17 protein-coding genes are annotated in these 18083 nt (G+C 61.8%); 5 read left to right on the top strand and 12 right to left on the bottom strand.

Translation table 11 applies throughout. From position 1 onward, the window contains the following. Positions 1–132: 132 nt before the first annotated feature. Together mgtE and AC1D35_RS17890 are read right to left on the bottom strand one after the other, a co-directional pair. A complete protein-coding gene (gene mgtE / locus AC1D35_RS17895; RefSeq protein ID WP_113311480.1) occupies positions 133–1506 on the bottom strand; it encodes a magnesium transporter in 1374 nt (457 codons plus the stop codon). A 316-nt stretch (positions 1507–1822) separates the two neighbouring features. Continuing rightward, complete coding sequence (locus AC1D35_RS17890) at positions 1823–2836, bottom strand: zinc-binding alcohol dehydrogenase family protein (protein ID WP_113509035.1); 1014 nt, start codon at positions 2834–2836, stop codon at positions 1823–1825. A 104-nt stretch (positions 2837–2940) separates the two neighbouring features. Here AC1D35_RS17890 and AC1D35_RS17885 point away from each other — a divergent pair, with 104 nt between their 5' ends. Further along, complete coding sequence (locus AC1D35_RS17885) at positions 2941–3342, top strand: winged helix-turn-helix transcriptional regulator (RefSeq protein ID WP_113311479.1); 402 nt, start codon at positions 2941–2943, stop codon at positions 3340–3342. Here AC1D35_RS17885 and AC1D35_RS17880 read toward each other — a convergent pair. Continuing rightward, complete coding sequence (locus AC1D35_RS17880; RefSeq protein WP_113311478.1) at positions 3310–4530, bottom strand: MFS transporter; 1221 nt, start codon at positions 4528–4530, stop codon at positions 3310–3312. The two genes, AC1D35_RS17885 and AC1D35_RS17880, sit on opposite strands and share 33 nt — an antisense overlap. Positions 4531–4832: 302 nt before the next feature. On the opposite strand from AC1D35_RS17880, the gene AC1D35_RS17875 reads away from it, so the two are divergent. Then, positions 4833–5777, top strand: a complete 945-nt coding sequence (locus AC1D35_RS17875) for a diacylglycerol/lipid kinase family protein (RefSeq protein ID WP_113300936.1) — start codon at positions 4833–4835, stop codon at positions 5775–5777. A 3-nt stretch (positions 5778–5780) separates the two neighbouring features. Here the strand turns inward: AC1D35_RS17875 and AC1D35_RS17870 are convergent, their stop codons facing one another. Continuing rightward, entirely contained in the window at positions 5781–7556 is a 1776-nt protein-coding gene (locus tag AC1D35_RS17870) for a GGDEF domain-containing protein (RefSeq protein WP_162748625.1), read from the bottom strand. 166 nt (positions 7557–7722) lie between these two features. Continuing rightward, complete coding sequence (locus AC1D35_RS17865; protein WP_477851851.1) at positions 7723–9099, bottom strand: glutamine synthetase family protein; 1377 nt, start codon at positions 9097–9099, stop codon at positions 7723–7725. Positions 9100–9144: 45 nt separating this feature from the next. Here AC1D35_RS17865 and AC1D35_RS17860 point away from each other — a divergent pair, with 45 nt between their 5' ends. After that, positions 9145–10512, top strand: a complete 1368-nt coding sequence (locus AC1D35_RS17860) for an aspartate aminotransferase family protein (protein ID WP_113311476.1) — start codon at positions 9145–9147, stop codon at positions 10510–10512. Here the strand turns inward: AC1D35_RS17860 and AC1D35_RS17855 are convergent. Continuing rightward, positions 10509–11999 (bottom strand): glycosyltransferase family 39 protein, encoded by a 1491-nt coding sequence (locus AC1D35_RS17855; RefSeq protein WP_477939291.1) that lies wholly within the window; start codon positions 11997–11999, stop codon positions 10509–10511. The genes AC1D35_RS17860 and AC1D35_RS17855 overlap by 4 nt on opposite strands. Before the next feature lies 1 nt (position 12000). After that, complete coding sequence (locus AC1D35_RS17850) at positions 12001–13011, bottom strand: glycosyltransferase family 2 protein (RefSeq protein ID WP_113300940.1); 1011 nt, start codon at positions 13009–13011, stop codon at positions 12001–12003. Positions 13012–13093: 82 nt separating this feature from the next. On the opposite strand from AC1D35_RS17850, the gene AC1D35_RS17845 reads away from it, so the two are divergent. Beyond that, positions 13094–14053 (top strand): lysylphosphatidylglycerol synthase domain-containing protein, encoded by a 960-nt coding sequence (locus AC1D35_RS17845; protein WP_113311474.1) that lies wholly within the window; start codon positions 13094–13096, stop codon positions 14051–14053. A 7-nt stretch (positions 14054–14060) separates the two neighbouring features. Here AC1D35_RS17845 and AC1D35_RS17840 read toward each other — a convergent pair whose 3' ends face one another. From AC1D35_RS17840 to AC1D35_RS17825, 4 genes are read right to left on the bottom strand one after another with little or no spacing between them, the layout of a single operon-like run. Beyond that, positions 14061–15296, bottom strand: a complete 1236-nt coding sequence (locus AC1D35_RS17840) for an RNA polymerase sigma factor (protein WP_113311473.1) — start codon at positions 15294–15296, stop codon at positions 14061–14063. 10 nt (positions 15297–15306) lie between these two features. Further along, on the bottom strand, positions 15307–15666 hold the full coding sequence (locus AC1D35_RS17835) for a YciI family protein (protein ID WP_113311472.1): 360 nt from the start codon (positions 15664–15666) through the stop codon (positions 15307–15309). Positions 15667–15668: 2 nt separating this feature from the next. Then, entirely contained in the window at positions 15669–16028 is a 360-nt protein-coding gene (locus AC1D35_RS17830; RefSeq protein WP_113311471.1) for a YciI family protein, read from the bottom strand. A gap of 12 nt (positions 16029–16040) precedes the next feature. Then, positions 16041–16391: a YciI family protein gene (locus tag AC1D35_RS17825; RefSeq protein ID WP_113300945.1), complete on the bottom strand. Its 351-nt coding sequence runs from the start codon at positions 16389–16391 to the stop codon at positions 16041–16043. Between the two features lie 156 nt (positions 16392–16547). On the opposite strand from AC1D35_RS17825, the gene AC1D35_RS17820 reads away from it, so the two are divergent. Next, a complete protein-coding gene (locus AC1D35_RS17820) occupies positions 16548–16715 on the top strand; it encodes a hypothetical protein (RefSeq protein WP_477851849.1) in 168 nt (55 codons plus the stop codon). 44 nt (positions 16716–16759) lie between these two features. Here AC1D35_RS17820 and AC1D35_RS17815 read toward each other — a convergent pair. Further along, on the bottom strand, positions 16760–18083 hold a 1324-nt coding region (locus AC1D35_RS17815; RefSeq protein ID WP_477939287.1), incomplete at its 5' end, for an AMP nucleosidase.

Here is an 18083-nt window from a genome sequence, read left to right as displayed (position 1 = left end):
AGAGCGACGAAAACTGCCCCTGCATCTCCTGCATCCTATGCAGGCACTGAAGGACTCGCCCGGAATTGCATCATAACAAAGCGTTGGGTGGAGATGATTTCAGGCCGAGCGGCCTGAAATCTGAAGCAGGATCTAGAGCAGCGTCCCGCTGAGGATCAGCAGAGCCACCGAGAAATAGATGACGAGCCCGGTGACGTCGACCAGCGTGGCGACAAACGGAGCCGATGCCGTTGCCGGATCGAGCCGCAGCTTCTGCAAGATGAACGGCAGCATCGAACCCGAGATGGAGCCGAAGGTGACGATACCGACCAATGCGGCAAAGACCGTCAGGCCGACGAGCTGCCAGTGCGGGCCGTAATCATAGAGCCCGGCCGTCTGCCAGAAGATGACGCGCAGCATGCCGACAAGTCCGAGAATGGCGCCGAGCGTGATGCCCGTCGGCAGTTCGCGCAGCAGCACCCGCCACCAGTCGGTCAGCTTCAGCTCGCCGACAGCAAGCGCCCGGATGATGAGCGAGGTTGCCTGCGAACCGGAATTGCCGCCGGAGCTCATGATCAGTGGAATGAAGAGCGTCAGCACGACAGCCTTCTCCAGCTCGCCTTCGAAATGCTGCATGGCGCTTGCCGTCAGCATTTCGCCGAGGAAGAGGGCGCAGAGCCAGCCGGCCCGCTTGCGGATCATGCCGCCGAAGCTGATCTTCATATAGGGCTTGCCGAGTGCTTCCATACCGCCGAACTTCTGGGCAGCTTCGGTCGTATCTGAGATCATCGTGTCGATCACATCGTCGACCGTGACGATGCCGAGCACCATGCCGTGATCGTCGATGACGGGCAGCGCCAGCAGGTCGTGCTTGCGGATCAGCCGTGCGACGTCTTCCTGCTTCATCAGCGCATCGGCCGAAACCGGCGTCCCCTTCTGCGCGACAGAAAGGATCGAAGCGTCGGCCTCGCCGGTAATGAGGCGGCGCAACGTCACGACATGCAGCAGCGCGCCGGAATTATGGTCCAGCACATAGATGGCATAGACGGTTTCCCGCGAGCGTTCGACCTGACGCACATGGTCGAGCGTCTGGGCGATCGTCCAGTCGTCGGGTACGCTGACGAATTCCGTCGTCATGATGCTGCCGGCCGTGCGCGGCGGATAGCCCATCAGATGCTGGATGGCGATGCGGACAGGTTCTTCCAGGCTGGAGAACAGGCGCACGCGGTCGTCGATACCAAGCTCCAGCAGGACGTCGGCGACGCGGTCGTTCGACATGCCATGCAGGAGGCGGGCCGAATCCGTGCCGTCCATCAGCGCCAGAATGGCCGGCGCGTTGCGCAGCTCCGGACGGTCGAGAATGTTGACGGCATATTCCTGCGGCATCCGCGAAAGGATGCGGCCGGCTTCAGCCGGGGCAAGCCCGTTCAGCGATTCCACGCGCTCGGCAATGGACGCAACACGGCTGTTGTTCATGAAGGCACGGGCGGCATAGCCGGCCCGCAGGGGGAAGCGATTGATATTCATTGGCTCGCCTTTCCGTCGATCCGCCGTAGCGTCCGATCGGGCGAGCCCGGAGCGTCCAGGTCAGCGCACGAAGGCCGCGTACGGCAAAGGCAATCGACTGCTACTGTCGCTTGGCATCTGAATGATGGCTCCGTTGATATCCGTGCAAAACGTGTGTCATGCACGTGTCGCACTAGGTGGTCTCGAATGCGGAAAAAGTCAAGTTGCTTAGATGCTTAACGCCACAATGCCGCACCCTCGGCGCGGCATTGTAAGTCAGTATCGTTTACGTATTATTTCAAACGATTGAAAAAGCTGGTTTCCGAAGTCCGGAAATTCAGAATCCGGCGAGAACCACCTTGCCCTTCATCGTGCCGCTTTCGACCATGGCGTGCGCCTTTTTCATGTTTGCGGCATTGATCGTTCCGACGGTTTCCGACAGCGTCGTGCGGATCTTGCCCGCATCGACGAGCTCGGAAATCCTGTTCAGGATCCTGTGCTGCTCGATCATGTCAGGCGTGCCGAAGAGTGGGCGGGTGAACATCAGCTCCCAGTGAACGGAAGCCGCCTTGCGCTTGAAGGGAACGATATCGAAGGTCTTGGGATCGTCGATAAGTGCGAAGCGTCCCTGCGGCGCGAGCGCCTCGACGATATCGGCGACATGCTTGTCCGTATTCGTCGTCGAGAAGATGAAGCCCGGCGCGCCGATGCCGAGGGCTGCGACCTGAGGGGCGAGCGGCTTGGAGTGGTCGATGACATGGTGCGCGCCATGAGCCTTCACCCATTCCTGGGTTTCTGGGCGGGAAGCGGTGGCGATGACGGTCAGGTCGGTGAGCGTGCGGGCAATCTGCACGGCGATCGAGCCGACACCGCCGGCACCGCCAATAATGAGCACGGCAGGGGCGGCACCCGGCACCGGATCGGTCACACGCAGCCGGTCGAACAGTGCCTCATAGGCCGTGATCGAGGTCAGCGGCAGCGCGGCCGCTGCGGCGAAATCCAGGCTCTTCGGCTTCCTGCCGACGATGCGCTCGTCGACGAGCTGGAATTCGGCATTCGAGCCAGGGCGGTTGATGACGCCGGAATAGAAGACTTCGTCGCCCGGCTTGAAGAGCGTGACATCGGAACCGACAGCCTTGACGATGCCGGCGGCATCAAAGCCAAGCACTTTCAGCTCATCGGCGGGTGGCGCCATGTTGGCGCGGACCTTCACGTCGACAGGGTTGACGGAGACGGCCCTGATCTCGACGAGCAGATCGTGGCCCTTCGCCTCGGGTGTGGGCAGTTCGACATCGATCAGCGAGGTTTCGGCGGCGATTGGCTGTGGGGTCTTGTAAGCGACGGCGCGCATCTTGGTAACTCCTGTGTTCATTGTACGAGAGCTAGATGCGACCTATGTTCCGGCAACGCAAGAATGCACAAATTCTGTACGTAGTACCAAAAAGGATACTGTAAATGTCACGCCCGCGCGCCAAGCTGATCGAGAATTTCCCCGGTTGCCCGGTGGAGGCGACGCTGACTTATCTCGACGGAAAGTGGAAGGGCGTGATCCTTTTTCACTTGATGGACAAGACGTTGCGCTTCAACGAGCTCAGGCGCCACCTGCCTGCCATCACCCAGCGCATGCTGACCAAGCAGCTGCGCGAGCTGGAGCACTCCGGCCTGGTCTCACGAACAGTTTACCCGGTCGTGCCGCCGCGCGTCGAATATGCGCTGACGCCGCTCGGCTCCACGCTGAAGCCGGTCATCCGGGCGCTCGCCGCCTGGGGGGATGAATTCGTGTTCTGCAGCCCGGAGGGCCGCGAGCTGCGTATCACGAAGGCGTTAAGCGCTCCGGGTGCGGCGCTCCAGGCGTAGCGACGCGGCAAAGACGAAGAGGCCGAGGAAGGACAGGACGGCGCCGACATAGCCGGTCGCCGCATAGCCGTAACCCCAGGCAATGACGAGGCCGCCGAGCCATGCGCCGAGCGCGTTGGCGATGTTGAAGGCCGAGTGGTTGGAGGCGGCCGCCAGCGTCTGCGCATCGGCCGCAACATCCATCAGGCGCGTCTGCAGCGCCGGGCCTGCCGCAAAGCCGCAGCCGACGAGGAAGACGCAGAGCCCGAGCATATAGGGGTTCGACGCGGTCAGCGAGAACATCGTCAGCACGACGATATTGTAGACGAGCGACCCGCCGATCGTGCCGAGCAGCGACTTGTCGGCAAGCCACGAGCCGATGAAGTTGCCGGCATTCATGCCGACGCCGAAGAGCACCAGCATGAGCGCAACGGCCGTTTCCGGCAGCATCGCCACCTGCGTCGTCGTCGAGGCGATATAGCTGAACATGGCGAACATGCCGCCGTAACCGACAGCGGCGATGGCAAGCGTCAGCAGCACCTGGGGACGGCGGAAGGCGCTGAGTTCGCGCAGCGCGCTTGCCCCTTCCGAAACCTTGTCATGCGGCACGTAGAACCAGATGAGCGCGACTGTTACAAGCCCGATGATGCCGACGGTCAGGAAGGCGACCTGCCAGTCGAGCGCCTGGCCGAAGAAGGTGGTCAGCGGTGTGCCGAGCAGGGTCGCGACCGTCAGGCCGAGCATGACGCGGCCGACGGCCCGTGCGCGGCGATGCACCGGCACCATGGAGGCGGCGACGAGGGCGGCAACACCGAAATAGGCGCCATGCGGCAGGCCGGTGATGAACCGCAGAACCGCGAAGCTCTCGAAGGTCGGAGCGACTGCGCTCAGGATGTTGCCGACTGCAAAGAGCAACATCAGGCAAAGCAGCAGCGTGCGCCGCGCCATCTTGGCGGCAAGCACGGCGATGACGGGTGCGCCGATGACGACGCCAAGGGCATAGGCACTGATGACATAACCTGCCTGCGGCGTCGTGACCGAGAAAGTGTCCGCCACATTGGGCAGCAGGCCCATGATCGCGAATTCGCCCGTACCGATGCCGAAGCCGCCGGCGGCGAGCGCCAGCTGTACCAGTGCGACAGTCGTGGCCGAGGGAAGCGCTGCCTCCAGTTCGGAATCGATGGAATCGTTGACGGCAACCTGGCTCACGGGTGGTCCTTCGGAGGATCTAAGCTTGGCAACGGCTGCTGGCTTTGAGCGCAGAACCGGTCATCTAGAATTGGTGGGCAGAAATGGCGGGAGGCGGAGATGTGATCTCCAGTATCCCATCTATTGAACGCGAAGCTGACAGCGTCGAGTGCTTTTTTTGCAGTGCAGCGTAGCGCTATCTGCATACGTCCATTGCAATATTTGCGTTTCGGCGATGTTGCCGGGCAAATCATCCGGCTTGAAATCGCATATGCTTCAACCATCTTGAGGTCAGGAACAGCGGGATAGGGAACAGGCACCTCATGAAGCTCGTCGGTTTATTCAATCGCGACGGCGGTACCTTCAGAACGACAGACATGCAGGCATATGAAAGGCGCGCGGAAGAAGTCTTCCGCGAAGCCGGCCATGATTTCGATGCCATCGTCTTCTCCGGCAACGAGATCGTTCCCGCCATGGAACGGGCAGCGCGGCGTGACGACATCGACGGCATAGTCGCCGGCGGCGGTGACGGCACCATTTCGGCAGCAGCGTCGATCGCCTGGAAGAACGGCGTAGCGCTCGGGGTCGTGCCGGCCGGTACCATGAACCTCTTTGCCCGCTCGCTGAAAGTGCCGCTCGATATCTGGCAAGCACTCGATGTGCTGGCTTTCGGCGAACTCGACAATGTCGATATCGCCAGCGCCAACGGCAGGCCCTTCATCCACCAGTTCTCCGCCGGCCTGCATGCGCGCATGGTGCGCTACCGCAATTCCTACAGCTATCGCTCCCGCTTCGGAAAGATGCGCGCCAGCACTCGCGCCGCCTTCGGCGTCGTCTTCAACCCGCCGGAATTCGAGGTCGCCTTCGAGGCGGCCGGCATGAAAGAAACCCGCCGCGTCTCGGCGATATCGGTATCAAACAACCCCTTCGGCGAAAACGCGTTGCTCTATGCCGATAATCTGCGCAGCGGCGAACTTGGCTTCTACACCGCAAAACCGCTGAAACCGCTCGGTGTCGCGCGATTGGCTATCGACATGCTGCGCGGCAAATTCCGCGAAAACGATGCGGTCATGGTCCTGCATCCGGCCGAGGTGCATCTGCACTTCCCGAAGCTGCGCGCCAAGGCGAACTGTGTGATGGATGGCGAGCTTCTGCCGCTGCAGCGCGACGTCACGATCAAGCTTCATCCCGGCGAGTTGAAGGTGCTGGTCAAACAGGGGCTCGCCGCACAGGAAGGCGAGGGGGAGCGGCGCGAGCCGGCCGCTTGACGCTCAGAGCGAAGCGGAGCGCCTGGCTCTAAAAGGAATTAGAGCGTTTTCGACGATATCCCGGTCCGCTTCGTCCCCGAATACACAGGTGCGGTTGCGTCCCTGCTTCTTGGCGCAGTAAAGCGCCTCATCGGCCGATGCGATAAGCTGTCGCCAGCCTTCGGTACCGCAGGCGCCGGAGGCGACGCCGATGCTGACGGTGACGGAGAGATCGACGCCGGTTTCCGCATCGCGGATGACATGCGCCTGAATGCGGCTGCTCAGTTCCTCCGCAAAAGCTGCGGTGGCCTCAAGATCGGCATTCGAAACGAGAACGGCGAATTCCTCGCCGCCATAGCGCGCGACAATATCCGTCGGCCGCATGGCGCTCTGCAGCAGTGACGCGATTTCGATGAGCACAGCGTCGCCGGTGAGGTGACCATAGGTATCGTTGACCGTCTTGAAGTGATCGATATCGATCAGCATCAGGCAGACATCTTCCTCACGCTCCGAAGGGGCATTGCCGAAGCCTTCCAGCGCCCGGCGGTTCCATACGCCGGTCAGGCCGTCTTTCTCGGCCTGCATCCTCAGGCGGGCCTCATATTCGGCCCGCTCGTCAAGCTTGCCGCGAAGCAGTTCCAGCGCTTCGAACAGGCTGCGCATCTCCGGTGCCTTGGAGACCCCAAGGTTTGTCATGGCGTTGCCCTCGGCAAGCGCGATGATCTGCCGGCGCGCCGTCAGCAGCGGATCGAGCATGTGAAGGCGGATGGAGCGGAAGAGGGCGAGCAGCACCGCCAGTGCAGAAGCCGTGATGACGGCAATGGCGGCCAGACGGTAGGAGGCTGCGTCATGCTGGGCCCTGTAGCGTTTCACGACATCATCGAGGAAGACCGTGCGCAGCCGCGCTAGTGGCTGCAGCGTCGGAACATAGTTGCGCGTCAGATCGACGGCGGAGATCGAATAATCGCCGGAAATCTTGCCTTGTTCTATGAGGATCTTCACGAGGTCGAGGCCGGATCCGAAAAAGATCGTATCGACATCCTTCATGAGCTTGGCAGACAGCGCATCATGATCGCTGACGATCTTCTGGCCCTGCATCAGCGTGCGCAATTCCAGAAGCCGCCCGATAGTGCGGTTTGCATCGGTGATATGGCTGTCGCGCAGCGGCTGGCGTGTGGCGATCGGCCCCATGATCTGTGAGGCGGCCCGCCCGCCATATTCGCGCATGTCACTGATCATGCGTCCGGTGAGGAACGGCGCGGTCAGTTCCGGCCGGCGGCTCGTGAGGGCCGCCACGTGCCAGTCGACGACATGCTGGAAGGTTTCGATCACCTCGATCATTTCGCCGATCGCGGCCTGGACATCCTGCGGCCGGCGCTCGGCAAGGGGCGTTGCGGCAACCCGGTCCACGGCCTCACGGGCTTTGCGAAGCTGGTCCCTGGTATCGTCGATAGCCTTCTGCAGATCGGGCAGGGCGGAAGAGACATCGACGGCAAGCGGCTCGTCGAGAGCCTCGAGCGCCAGATCGCTGATGCGCCGGAAGACCCTCAGCCGCTCCGTCGCTGGGGCGCTGCTATCCGGCTCGATCGCCATGATGTCATTGGCCGGGCCGCGCTCCGCGGACATGTGGGTGGCGACCTCCAGAACCTGTTGGAAGCGTTCCACGGCAAGCAGATTGTCATGAGTCGAACGGTAGCTCTCATAGGTCGGAATGAGGGCGCTAGCTGTCAGAACGAGGGTGAGAAAGGCGACGATGACGGTCGCAAACAGCAGCTTTCCCTCAAGAGTGATGCGGTTCATCAAACCGATCCCTTTCCCTGTACGATTATCCATGCCGGCTCCGCTGCCGGTCACTGCACATGCCGGTATCAGGCATATATTACTGATGCCGAGTATATATCGGCGAGAATGCCAACAGGGTTAAGAAAAGCGTCTAGATGACTGTTATATGAAGGGTTATATTAACTTACAGGCGCGCAAGATATGTGCGGTAATCGAAATCCGATACCGTGCGCAGATGCGCGATCGCTTCCTTGTACTTTGTGTCGCCATAAAGCTTGCGATACCGCTCGCCGAAGACATCGGCGATGAAAGCCGAGTGCCGGAATGTCTCCACCGCCGTCAGGAAATCATGCGTGAGCCGCTTCGCGCCCGGCGGGGTGTAGGCGGGCGTCGTTTCCTCACCGGGATTGAGATCACCATCAAGGCCAAGCAGCATGCCGCCAAGGATAGCCGCCAGCAGCAGATAGGGGTTGGCATCAGCGCCCGCCACGCGATGCTCGATGCGCGCCGCCGGCCCGTTGCTGTCAGGGATACGGATGGCCGTGCCGCGATGTCCTGTGCCCCAGGTGAGGTCGGTCGGCGCGAAGGATCCTGGCTGGAAACGGCGATAGGAATTGGCGAAGGGTGCAAAGACGAGCTGCGCCTCATGCATGGTCTGCAGCATGCCTGCCGTCACTGATTTCAAAAGCTTGGGCTCGCCGCCCTTGGCATCGAGAATATTGTTGCCATCCCTGTCGATGATGCTCGCATGAACATGCAGACCGGAACCGGCATGTTCCGAATAGGGCTTGGCCATGCAGGTCGATTTCAGCCCGTGCTTGCGCGCTGCCTGCTCGGCGATGCGCTTCAGGTAGAGGCAGTCGTCGGCCGCAGCCAGCGCATCGGGCCGGTGCAACAGGTTCACCTCGAACTGGCCGGGGCCGAATTCCGCCGTCGTCGCCTCCGCCGGCAGGTCCATCGCTTTTGCATAGGCGCGCAACGTCTGCAGATAGGCGTCGAGCGCGTCGACGGCGCTCATGTCGTAGAGCTGAAAGCCGTTTGGCTCGCCGCGGTAGGTGAGGCTAACAGGCGGGGAGGGAATGCCCGTCTCGCGCCAGTTCTCCTCGACCACATAAAATTCCAGCTCGGTTGCCACGACGGGCGTCAGCCCGCGCTCGGCATAGCGTTCGAGCACAGAGGCGAGAATGCCGCGCGGGTCCATGAAGCTGCGGCTGCCGTCGAACTCGTGCATCGTGGCGAGCACCTGCATCGATCCCTCCGGCGCCCAGGGCATCGGCGTCAGGCTGCGGCGATCGGGGATGACATTGCCGTCGGGATCGCCGATCGTCAGCGACAGGCCGGTAATGTCGTCATTGTCGTCACCCCAGATGTCGAGCGACTGCGTCGAGGTCGGCAGGCGGATATCGCCGGCCCAGACTTTCTTTTCGGCCGAAAGCGGAAGCTGCTTGCCGCGCAGATCGCCATTCATGCCAACGATCAGGATCTCGAAACGCGGATCGCCTTCTCCAGCCTCTTTGCCGTTGCTCGCCATGACCTTGAAAATCCTCTCGCAGAAGGCCAAGGTCGTAAACCATCACAGAAAGCCTTTCAATCCGAAGGTCTAATCATGTCCGATACTTACCCGCTTTCGAACCTTGCCGCGATCGATGCCGCCCATCACCTGCATCCCTTCTCCGACATGAAGAAGCTGAATGCCGAGGGAACGCGCATCATCCAGCGCGGCGAGGGCGTGCATATCTTCGATAACAACGGCAAAAAGTATCTCGATGGTTTCGCCGGTCTCTGGTGCGTCAATATCGGCTACGGCCGCAAGGAAATCGCCGATGCCGTCGCAAGGCAGATGAACGAGCTTCCCTACTACAACACCTTCTTCGGCACGACCTCGCCGCCGGCGACCCTGCTGGCCCAGAAGGTGACGTCCAAGGCCGGACCGCGCTTCAACCATATCTTCTTCACAGGCTCCGGCTCGGAGGCGAACGACACCTGGTTCCGCATGGCCCGCGTCTATTGGGCGGCGGTCGGCCAGCCCCAGAAGAAGACAGTCATTGCGCGGCGCAACGGCTATCACGGCTCGACGGTCGCCGGCGCCAGCCTCGGCGGCATGAAATACATGCACGAGCAGGGCGACCTGCCGATCCCCGGCATCGTCCATATCGGCCAGCCCTATTGGTATGGCGAAGGCGGCGATCTCTCGCCCGCCGAATTCGGCCTGAAGGTTGCCCGCGAACTGGAAGCCAAGATTGATGAACTGGGTGAGGAGAATGTCGCAGCCTTCGTCGCCGAACCGATCCAGGGCGCAGCCGGCGTCATCATTCCGCCGGAGACCTACTGGCCGGAGATCGACCGCATCTGCAAGGCGCGCAACATCCTGCTCGTCACCGATGAAGTCATCTGCGGCTTCGGCCGCCTCGGCGAATGGTTCGGCCATCAATATTTCGGCGTCGAGCCGGACTTTGCCCCAATCGCAAAGGGCTTGTCGTCAGGCTATCTGCCGATCGGCGGCGTGCTCGTCAGCGATCGCATTGCCGATGTGCTGATCAACGAGGTCGGCGATTTCAACCATGGCTTCACCTATTCCGGCCACCCGGTCTGCGCTGCCGCCGCCCTCGAAAACCTGCGCATCATCGAGGAGGAAAAGCTGGTCGAGCGCGTGCGCGATGACATCGGCCCCTATTTCGCCAAGAAATGGGGCGCCCTTGCCGAGCACGATTTCGTCGGCGAGGCTGAAAGCGTCGGCCTCATGGGCGGCCTGCAGCTTGCCGCCGACAAGAAGACCCGCACCCGCTTCGAAAAACCCGATCCGATCGGCGCGCTTGTGCGCAACCATGCTCTGGCAAACGGCCTCGTGCTGCGCGCCACCGGCGACCGCATGCTGGCCTCGCCGCCGCTCGTTATCAGCCACGAGGAGGTCGACGAGATGGCGCGCATCGCCAAGATTGCGTTGGATGCTGCTTGGAAGGAGCTGCGCTCTTAGGGATAGGCGATCGCGTAGGCGAATTGATAGGTGTCACCCGGCTGGCCGTAGATATAGGGCAGGGCAACGATATGCGTCTCCGGCTGCTTCAAGCCGGTTTGCGCCAGTACATCTCCAAAATATTCATTCGGCCAGGCCGGGGGCGTTTTGCCCTTGTCATCACGCCAGACGAAGACGATGGGATGTTTTGCGTCCAGCTGGAACTTCGGCTTGAAGTCCGGATAGAAATAGGACTGTACCGGGGTGCCGGGCATCAGCAGCCGCATATTGCCGTCGAGATGCGGGTCGTAACCGACGATCAGCCCCGGCTCGCCGCCGATATCCTTGCGGATCGTCTCGGCGAAGCTGCCGTAGGGGATGTTCAGCCGCTGATATTTGCCGAAGAGCGGGCCGTAATAGGCGCGCATGGCGAGCACGGCCAGCACGACGCCCATGATCACGCCGCTCACCGCCAGCGATGCGCGCAAGGGCGTTCCCGCATCGACCTCGGCGCTGTCGGCCTTCATGCAGATATAGAGCGGCAGGATGAGGAAGAGTGGCGTCAGCCATCGGTCGGCGACGTTGTCGACGCCGGCAAGCAGGATCATCAGCGCAATGGCGCCGATCTCGATCAGCAGGATGCGCCCGGCAATTCTCGACCAGCGGCTGGAAGCGCGCGACATTGCCGGCAGCGATTTGGCAAAGAGCGCCAGAAAGATGACGACGGAGACGCCGGCAATGCCGACCATCGCGGAGATGAAGCGGAGAAAGCCGGTCGATATCTGCGAGAGATAGCCTTTCTCCTCACCGGTCATCTTGTGCAGCGTGCGATCGATGGCGAGGTCGAGATGCTGCAGGAACCAGATTGCATGCGGCGTGACGATAGCGATCGAAATCACGATGGTCAGTATCAGTCGCCGATCGAACAGGCGCTTGCGGAAATCGGTATCGATCAGCGCAGCGACGAATGCCGCGGCTGGAAGAAGCGCGAAATTATACTTCGATATGATGCCGATGCCGGTCGCAACGCCGACGATCGCATAGGAAATGGCCGACGGCGTCTTCAGCGTGCGGAAAAAGCCGTAGAGGAATAGCGATCCGGCAAAGATCGTCGCCACCGAATGCGTCAGGTCCCGCTGCGCCTCGAAGACGATCTGCGGCACGGTGAGCAGGCCAAGCGTCGCGACCACCACCAGGCTGCTGTTCTTCAATGTCAGCCGCGCCGTCAGCCAGTAGAAGACATAGGACAGGAACAGCATGGTGCATTTGAGGAGCGACAGCGAAAACAGCGACGCGCCAAGCAGCGATGTCACCCCGTACTGCACCCAGTTGTAGAAGGGAGGTTGCGAATTATAGCCGAAGGCGAACCACTGCGAGAGCAGCATCTGCTCCGCCTCGTCCAGCTCCAGCGCATTCGGAATGCTGAGCCGCACGATCAGGTGGAGCAGAAAATAGGTTCCAAGCACCGCCAGGATGAGATTGGGCCGGCGGCTGAAAAGGCTCTGCACCTCAGCTTTCTCGGGAGAAGATCTGGCGCACGATATAATTCGGCGAGGCATCGTCGCGGTAGTAGGTCCGCGCGATCATCTCCGCCAGGATGCCGGTCGTGATCATCTGCACGGACGACAGCAGCAGCACGACGCCGACCATGAGCATCGGTCGCGTGCCGATATCATTGCCCATGATGAACTTGTCGAAGCCGAGATAGAGCAGGATCAGCGCTGCGAGGCCGCCGAGGCCGAGGCCGAGCGAGCCGAAGAAATGGCCCGGACGCGCCTTGTAGCGCATGAAGAACATCACCGACAGCAAGTCCAGGATCACGCGGAAGGTGCGTGAGATGCCGTATTTCGACGTGCCGTGCTGGCGTGCGTGATGGGTGACAGCCATTTCGCCGATGCGCGAGCTCGGCACGACGCCGGCAACCCAGGCCGGGATGAAGCGGTGCATCTCGCCCATCAGCTTCACCTGCTTGATGATCGAGGCACGGTAGATTTTCAGGCTGCAGCCGTAGTCGTGCAGCTTCACGCCGGTGATGCGGCCGATGAGGTAGTTCGCGCACCAGGAGGGGATCTTGCGAAGCAGCAGCCCGTCCTGGCGGTTCTTGCGCCAGCCGACGAGCAGGTCGAGTTCGCGCCGTTCCAGCTCCGAAACCATCGAAGGGATATCCTTCGGGTCGTTCTGCAGGTCGCCGTCCATTGTGGCGATCAGCCGGCCTTGCGCGGTATCGATGCCTGCCTGCATGGCGGCGGTCTGGCCGAAATTGCGCTGCAGCTCGACGATGCGCAGCGTCAGTCCCTCGTGGTTGACGAACTTGCGGGCATTGACGAGCGTTGCATCGGTGCTGCCGTCGTCGACGAGGATCAGTTCCCAGCGATGCGGATAGTCGACCATCGCCGCGGCAATGCGCTCGACGAGCGGGCCGATGCTTTCTTCCTCGTTGAAAACAGGAACGACCAGCGACAGCTCGAGCGGTTGCACCTGATCATTCGCACCGCGAATGGACTCTACCGTTGTCTGCAACTTTCATTTCTCCTAAAAGGCCCAGCAATGGAAAACCCGCTGGAAAACCAGCCGCCGCAGCCAAACTTAGGAAGCCTGATACATGAAGACCCCGAGTGTTGAAAGCGGGCAATCCTGGTTTCTGCGCAATCGCATGAGCCTGCTGACGGTGGCAATCGTCGCAGCCTATGCGCTTTTCATCGAATGGTTCTGGGGCTGGTCGGTCATATTGCAGCAATGGGCGGCCGTCGGTCCACGTCCGGTCATCGGCGCGCTGATACTCCTGACAAGCACCTATTTCCTACGTACATGGCGCATCTACGATTATTTTCCACGGGAGACGGCGGGCCGTTTCGCGGCCCTCTTCCGCGTCACCCAGATCCATAATCTCCTGAACATCATGCTGCCGTTCAGGGCAGGTGAGACCAGTTTTCCGGTGCTGATGCGCACGGAATTCGCCATTCCCCTGACGCGCGGCACGTCAGCACTCTTCGTCATGCGGCTGCTCGACCTGCACGCGCTGCTGGCCGCCGCCGGCCTCGGCTTTGCTGTGGCCGCCCCGAACGCCGCGTTCGCCTGGCTCGTCTGGGTGCTCTTTCTGTTCCTGCCGATCTTCGCCTTTGCCGCCCGCAAGCCGCTGCTGCGCCTCGGTGCGAAACTTCTGCCGCGCAAGGCGCAGGCGCTGCTTCATGAAATCGAGAACGGCCTGCCTTTCGATGCCGTCGCCTTCAGCCGTGCCTGGGCGATGACGATCGTCAACTGGCTGGTGAAGGTGCTGGTGCTCGCCTGGGCGCTCGGCTTGATGGGCGTCACGCCGATGGCCGCAAGCTTCGGCGGCGCGCTGGGCGGTGAGCTTTCCTCCGTGCTGCCTGTGCACGCGCCTGGTGGCGTCGGCACTTATCCGGCCGGCATCACTGCCGGTGCCGTCGCATTCGGTGCATCGAGCGAACGCTCGGCCCTGGACGCCCTGGCTCAGGCAAGCGTCAGCGCGCATCTGCTCATCATCGTTTCCGCCTTGACCGGCACCGCCATCTCGCTGCCGCTCGGCCGCCGTAAGGGTTGAGGATGGTTCAGGGCGAGGCCGCAAGCTCCGCGATACGCTTGCGCAGAAAGACCTGCTCCGGTTCCTGCCGGCAGAGTGTCAACGCCGTCTCGTAAGCATCGATCGCCTCGGCCCTGCGTCCGAGCCGGCGCAGGAAATCCGCCCGCGCCGAATGCGCGAGATGGTAGGTCGTCAGTTCGCCCTTGCCGATGATGGCATCGACAAGCGCCAGGCCTGTCTCCGGTCCTTCGGCCATGGCGACCGCCACGGCGCGGTTGAGTTCGGCGATATCAGAGGGATGTGCGGCAATCAGCAGGTCGTAATAGAAGGCGATGCGCCGCCAGTCCGTTTCCTCGATGTTTCCGGTCTTCGCGTGCTCCGCGGCGATTGCCGCCTGAACCGTATAGATGCCGATATCAGACGTACGCATGGCGCTCGCCAGCAGCGACAGCCCCTCTGATATTCTTGCCCGGTCCCAGAGCGAGCGATCCTGATCGGCAAGCAGCACCAAAGCTCCCTCGCCATCCTGCCGGGCAGCACGGCGCGACTCCTGCAGAAGGAGCAGTGACAGCAGGCCAGCGACATCCGGATGCGGCAGCAGGGTTGCCAAGAGCCGCGCCAGCCGGATCGCCTCCGTCGTTAGGTCGGCGCGCACGATCATATTGCCCGAGGATGCCGAATAGCCCTCGTTGAAGACGAGGTAGATGACATGCAGCACGCGATCCAGCCGCTCTGGCAGCTCGGCTCCGACAGGCACTTCATAAGGGATCTTTTCCGTCCTGATCCGGTTCTTGGCGCGCACGATGCGCTGGGCGACGGTTGGCGCCGGCACCAGGAAGGCGTGCGCAATCTCTTCCGTCGTCAACCCGCAGACCTCGCGCAGCGCCATCGCCATCTGCGCATCGGCGGCAAGAGCCGGATGGCAGCAGATGAAGATCAGCCGCAGCATGTCGTCCTCGATCGGTTCCATGTCGCCGATCTCCGTTTCCGTGCCGCCAGGGTAGAGCCCATCCTCGATATGCTGCAGCGAGGCATTGAAACGCGCCCGCCGCCTGAGGTGATCGATCGCCTTGAAGCGGCCGGTCGACACCAGCCAGGCGACGGGATTGTTGGGCATGCCGTCAACCGGCCATGCCCGCGCCGCAGCCGCAAAGGCATCGTGCAACGCTTCCTCAGCGCGGTCGAAATCGCCGAGCAGGCGGATCAGCGTTGCGAGAACCCGGCGCGAATGCTGTCGATAGAGTTCCTCGATCACCCGTTCCAATTGCCTATCCTCACTGCGGCAGGGTGAGCGTTCTCACCGGCCGCAATTCGATCGCCCCGACCCGGACGCTCGGAATGCCCGCGACGACTTTGCGCGCCTCTTCGAGATCGGCCGCCTCGATGATGTAGATGCCGGCCAGATGTTCCTTGGTCTCGACATAGGGGCCGTCGGTCGAAGACAGAATGCCATGACGCACTCTTAGCACTGAGGCACTGTCAGGACCTTCCAATGCATCGGAATGGATCATGATGCCCTTATGCTCGAGCTCCTCGTCATACCGGAAATGCGCCCTCACGAGCTCGTCGCCCTCGGCCTGGCTGAGTGTGCCGTCCATGTCGGCGGGATTATAGATGAGGCAAACGAAGCGCATGGCTATTTCCCATCCTTGATCGAATAGGCGGGCCGGATCTCGATCGACGCATATTTGAGGATCGGGAAGGTGGAGATGATCGACTGTGCCTCCTCCATATCCCTGGCTTCGATCACGACGAAGCCGCCGAGATGCTCCTTGATTTCGGCGAAGGGGCCATCCGTCGCGGCGACAGTGCCGTTGCGAACCCTGAGCGTCACGGCCTGCGCCGGCTCGTAAAGCGCCAGCGCGCTGAGCATATGGCCGCTCTCGCGCCATCCGTCGTCGCTGACGATACATTCCTGCGTGATCGCCGCCCACTCTTCCTGAGTGACGAGTTTGCTCTTTTCAGTATCGAACCAGATCTGACCGAGAAACTTCATGACACGACCCCCTCAACCGAATTCATGGATGGGGCGAACCTCGATTGCGCCGAGCTTTGCCAGCGGAATGCCCGCTGCAACCCGGATCGCATCATTGAGGTCCTTGGCGTCGATCAGGATGAAGCCCCCGAGCGCTTCCTTCGTCTCGATAAAGGGGCCGTCGGTGACCGACATCTCGCCGCCGCGCACCCTCACCGTGACGGACGATTGCGGCGACTGCAGCGCCTGGGCGACGATCATGTGACCGCTCTCGGCAAGGTCGCGGTCATAGGCGCGCGAATCCCGATCGAGCTTGTTCTTCTCGTCCTGTGACATGGCCGACAGCACCGTGCCGTCGAACCAGACCTGGCAAAGATATTTCATCCTCTTGTCCTCCACGCTGTGTTTTCACAGTCCTTGGACGAGCAGCCTATGCGCTTTTCGACAGGGAAGAAAAAAATCTTTTGAGCGGTGCATGTGTCGAAAGGCCGGGGCAGCGCTCGACAAGCTTCCATCGAAACCTATCGAGGAGATGGAGCAATGAGCATGCTTGAAATCGCAATCGCGCATGTGATCGTCACGCGGGACATACGCAACGCGAGGCCGATCGAAAACGCCGAAGTAGTGAAGGTGTTGGTCAGGACCGGAATCGCACTGGCCATATTTGCCGGCGTCGTCGCGGCCTTGCAGATCGCAGCAGGCGCCTAGAAGAAAGACAGCCCGGCAAATGATGACGGGCTGTCCAAGATATCTTACTGAAACGCCGTTTCGAAGAAGCTGCGCAGCTTGCGCGAATGCAGGGCTTCCGGCGGCATGGCGGCAAGCTTCTGGATCGCCCTGATGCCGATCTGCAGGTGCTGGTTCACCTGCGTGCGGTAGAAGGCGGTCGCCATGCCCGGCAGCTTCAGCTCGCCATGCAGCGGCTTGTCGGAAACGCAGAGCAATGTCCCGTAAGGCACGCGGAAGCGGAAGCCGTTGGCGGCGATCGTTGCCGATTCCATGTCGAGCGCGATGGCGCGGGCTTGCGACAGTCGCTTTACCGGGCCCGCCTGATCGCGCAGTTCCCAGTTGCGGTTATCGATCGTGCCGACTGTGCCGGTGCGCATGATACGCTTCAGCTCGAAGCCTTCGTAACCGGTGATCTCGGCAACCGCCCCCTCGAGTGCCACCTGCACTTCGGCAAGTGCGGGGATCGGCACCCAGACCGGCAGGTCGTCGTCGAGCACGTGGTCTTCGCGCATATAGGCATGCGCCAGAACATAGTCACCGAGGCGCTGGCTGTTGCGCAGGCCGGCGCAATGACCGAGCATCAGCCAGGCATGCGGGCGAAGCACGGCCACATGGTCGGTGATCGTCTTGGCGTTGGAAGGACCGACGCCGATATTGATCATGGTGATCCCGGCATGGCCCTTCTTCTTGAGGTGGTAGGCCGGCATCTGCGGCAGGCGGGTAAGCGTTGCATCCGTTTCCGGAACGCTCGATCCTGCCAGCGTCACGATGTTGCCCGGCTCCACGAAGGCCGTGTAGCCGTCGCCGCCTTCGGCCATCAGCTTGCGCGCCCAGGAGCAGAATTCGTCGACGTAGAACTGGTAGTTCGTAAACAGCACGAAGTTCTGGAAATGCTCGGCACCGGTCGCCGTATAGTGCGACAGGCGCGCCAGCGAATAGTCGATGCGCTGCGCGGTGAAGGGCGCAAGCGGCGAGGGCTCGCCCGGAGGCGGCAGGTATTCGCCGTTGGCGATCTCGTCATCCGTCGTGTTGAGGTCAGGCGTATCGAAGAGATCGCGCAGCGGAATATCGACGAAAGCCGCCGCCGACGCTTCCACATGCGCGCCTTCGCCGAAAGCGAAGTGCAACGGGATCGGCGTGGAAGATTCCGAGACCACGACAGGCACGTTGTGGCTCTTCATCAGGAGCAGCAGCTGCTCCTTCAGATAATGCTTGAAGAGCTTCGGCCGCGTCACCGTCGTCGTATAGACGCCCGGTGCCGTCACATGGCCGTAGGAGAGGCGGGAGTCGACATGGCCGAAGCTCGTCGTCTCGATGCTGACCTGCGGGTAGAGGGCGCGGTAACGG

It is taken from the genome of Rhizobium sp. P1_E6 (assembly GCF_056405875.1).
This window is presented reverse-complemented; position numbering and strand designations above follow the sequence as displayed.

Bases quoted from the DNA above. Each gene is read 5' to 3' on its own strand.
- mgtE (WP_113311480.1), bottom strand. From the start codon at position 1,506: ATGAATATCAATCGCTTCCCCCTGCGGGCCGGCTATGCCGCCCGTGCC.
- AC1D35_RS17890 (WP_113509035.1), bottom strand. From the start codon at position 2,836: ATGCGCGCCGTCGCTTACAAGACCCCACAGCCAATCGCCGCCGAAACC.
- AC1D35_RS17885 (WP_113311479.1), top strand. From the start codon at position 2,941: ATGTCACGCCCGCGCGCCAAGCTGATCGAGAATTTCCCCGGTTGCCCG.
- AC1D35_RS17875 (WP_113300936.1), top strand. From the start codon at position 4,833: ATGAAGCTCGTCGGTTTATTCAATCGCGACGGCGGTACCTTCAGAACG.
- AC1D35_RS17870 (WP_162748625.1), bottom strand. From the start codon at position 7,556: ATGAACCGCATCACTCTTGAGGGAAAGCTGCTGTTTGCGACCGTCATC.
- AC1D35_RS17860 (WP_113311476.1), top strand. From the start codon at position 9,145: ATGTCCGATACTTACCCGCTTTCGAACCTTGCCGCGATCGATGCCGCC.
- AC1D35_RS17845 (WP_113311474.1), top strand. From the start codon at position 13,094: ATGAAGACCCCGAGTGTTGAAAGCGGGCAATCCTGGTTTCTGCGCAAT.
- AC1D35_RS17835 (WP_113311472.1), bottom strand. From the start codon at position 15,666: ATGCGCTTCGTTTGCCTCATCTATAATCCCGCCGACATGGACGGCACA.
- AC1D35_RS17830 (WP_113311471.1), bottom strand. From the start codon at position 16,028: ATGAAGTTTCTCGGTCAGATCTGGTTCGATACTGAAAAGAGCAAACTC.
- AC1D35_RS17825 (WP_113300945.1), bottom strand. From the start codon at position 16,391: ATGAAATATCTTTGCCAGGTCTGGTTCGACGGCACGGTGCTGTCGGCC.
- AC1D35_RS17820 (WP_477851849.1), top strand. From the start codon at position 16,548: ATGAGCATGCTTGAAATCGCAATCGCGCATGTGATCGTCACGCGGGAC.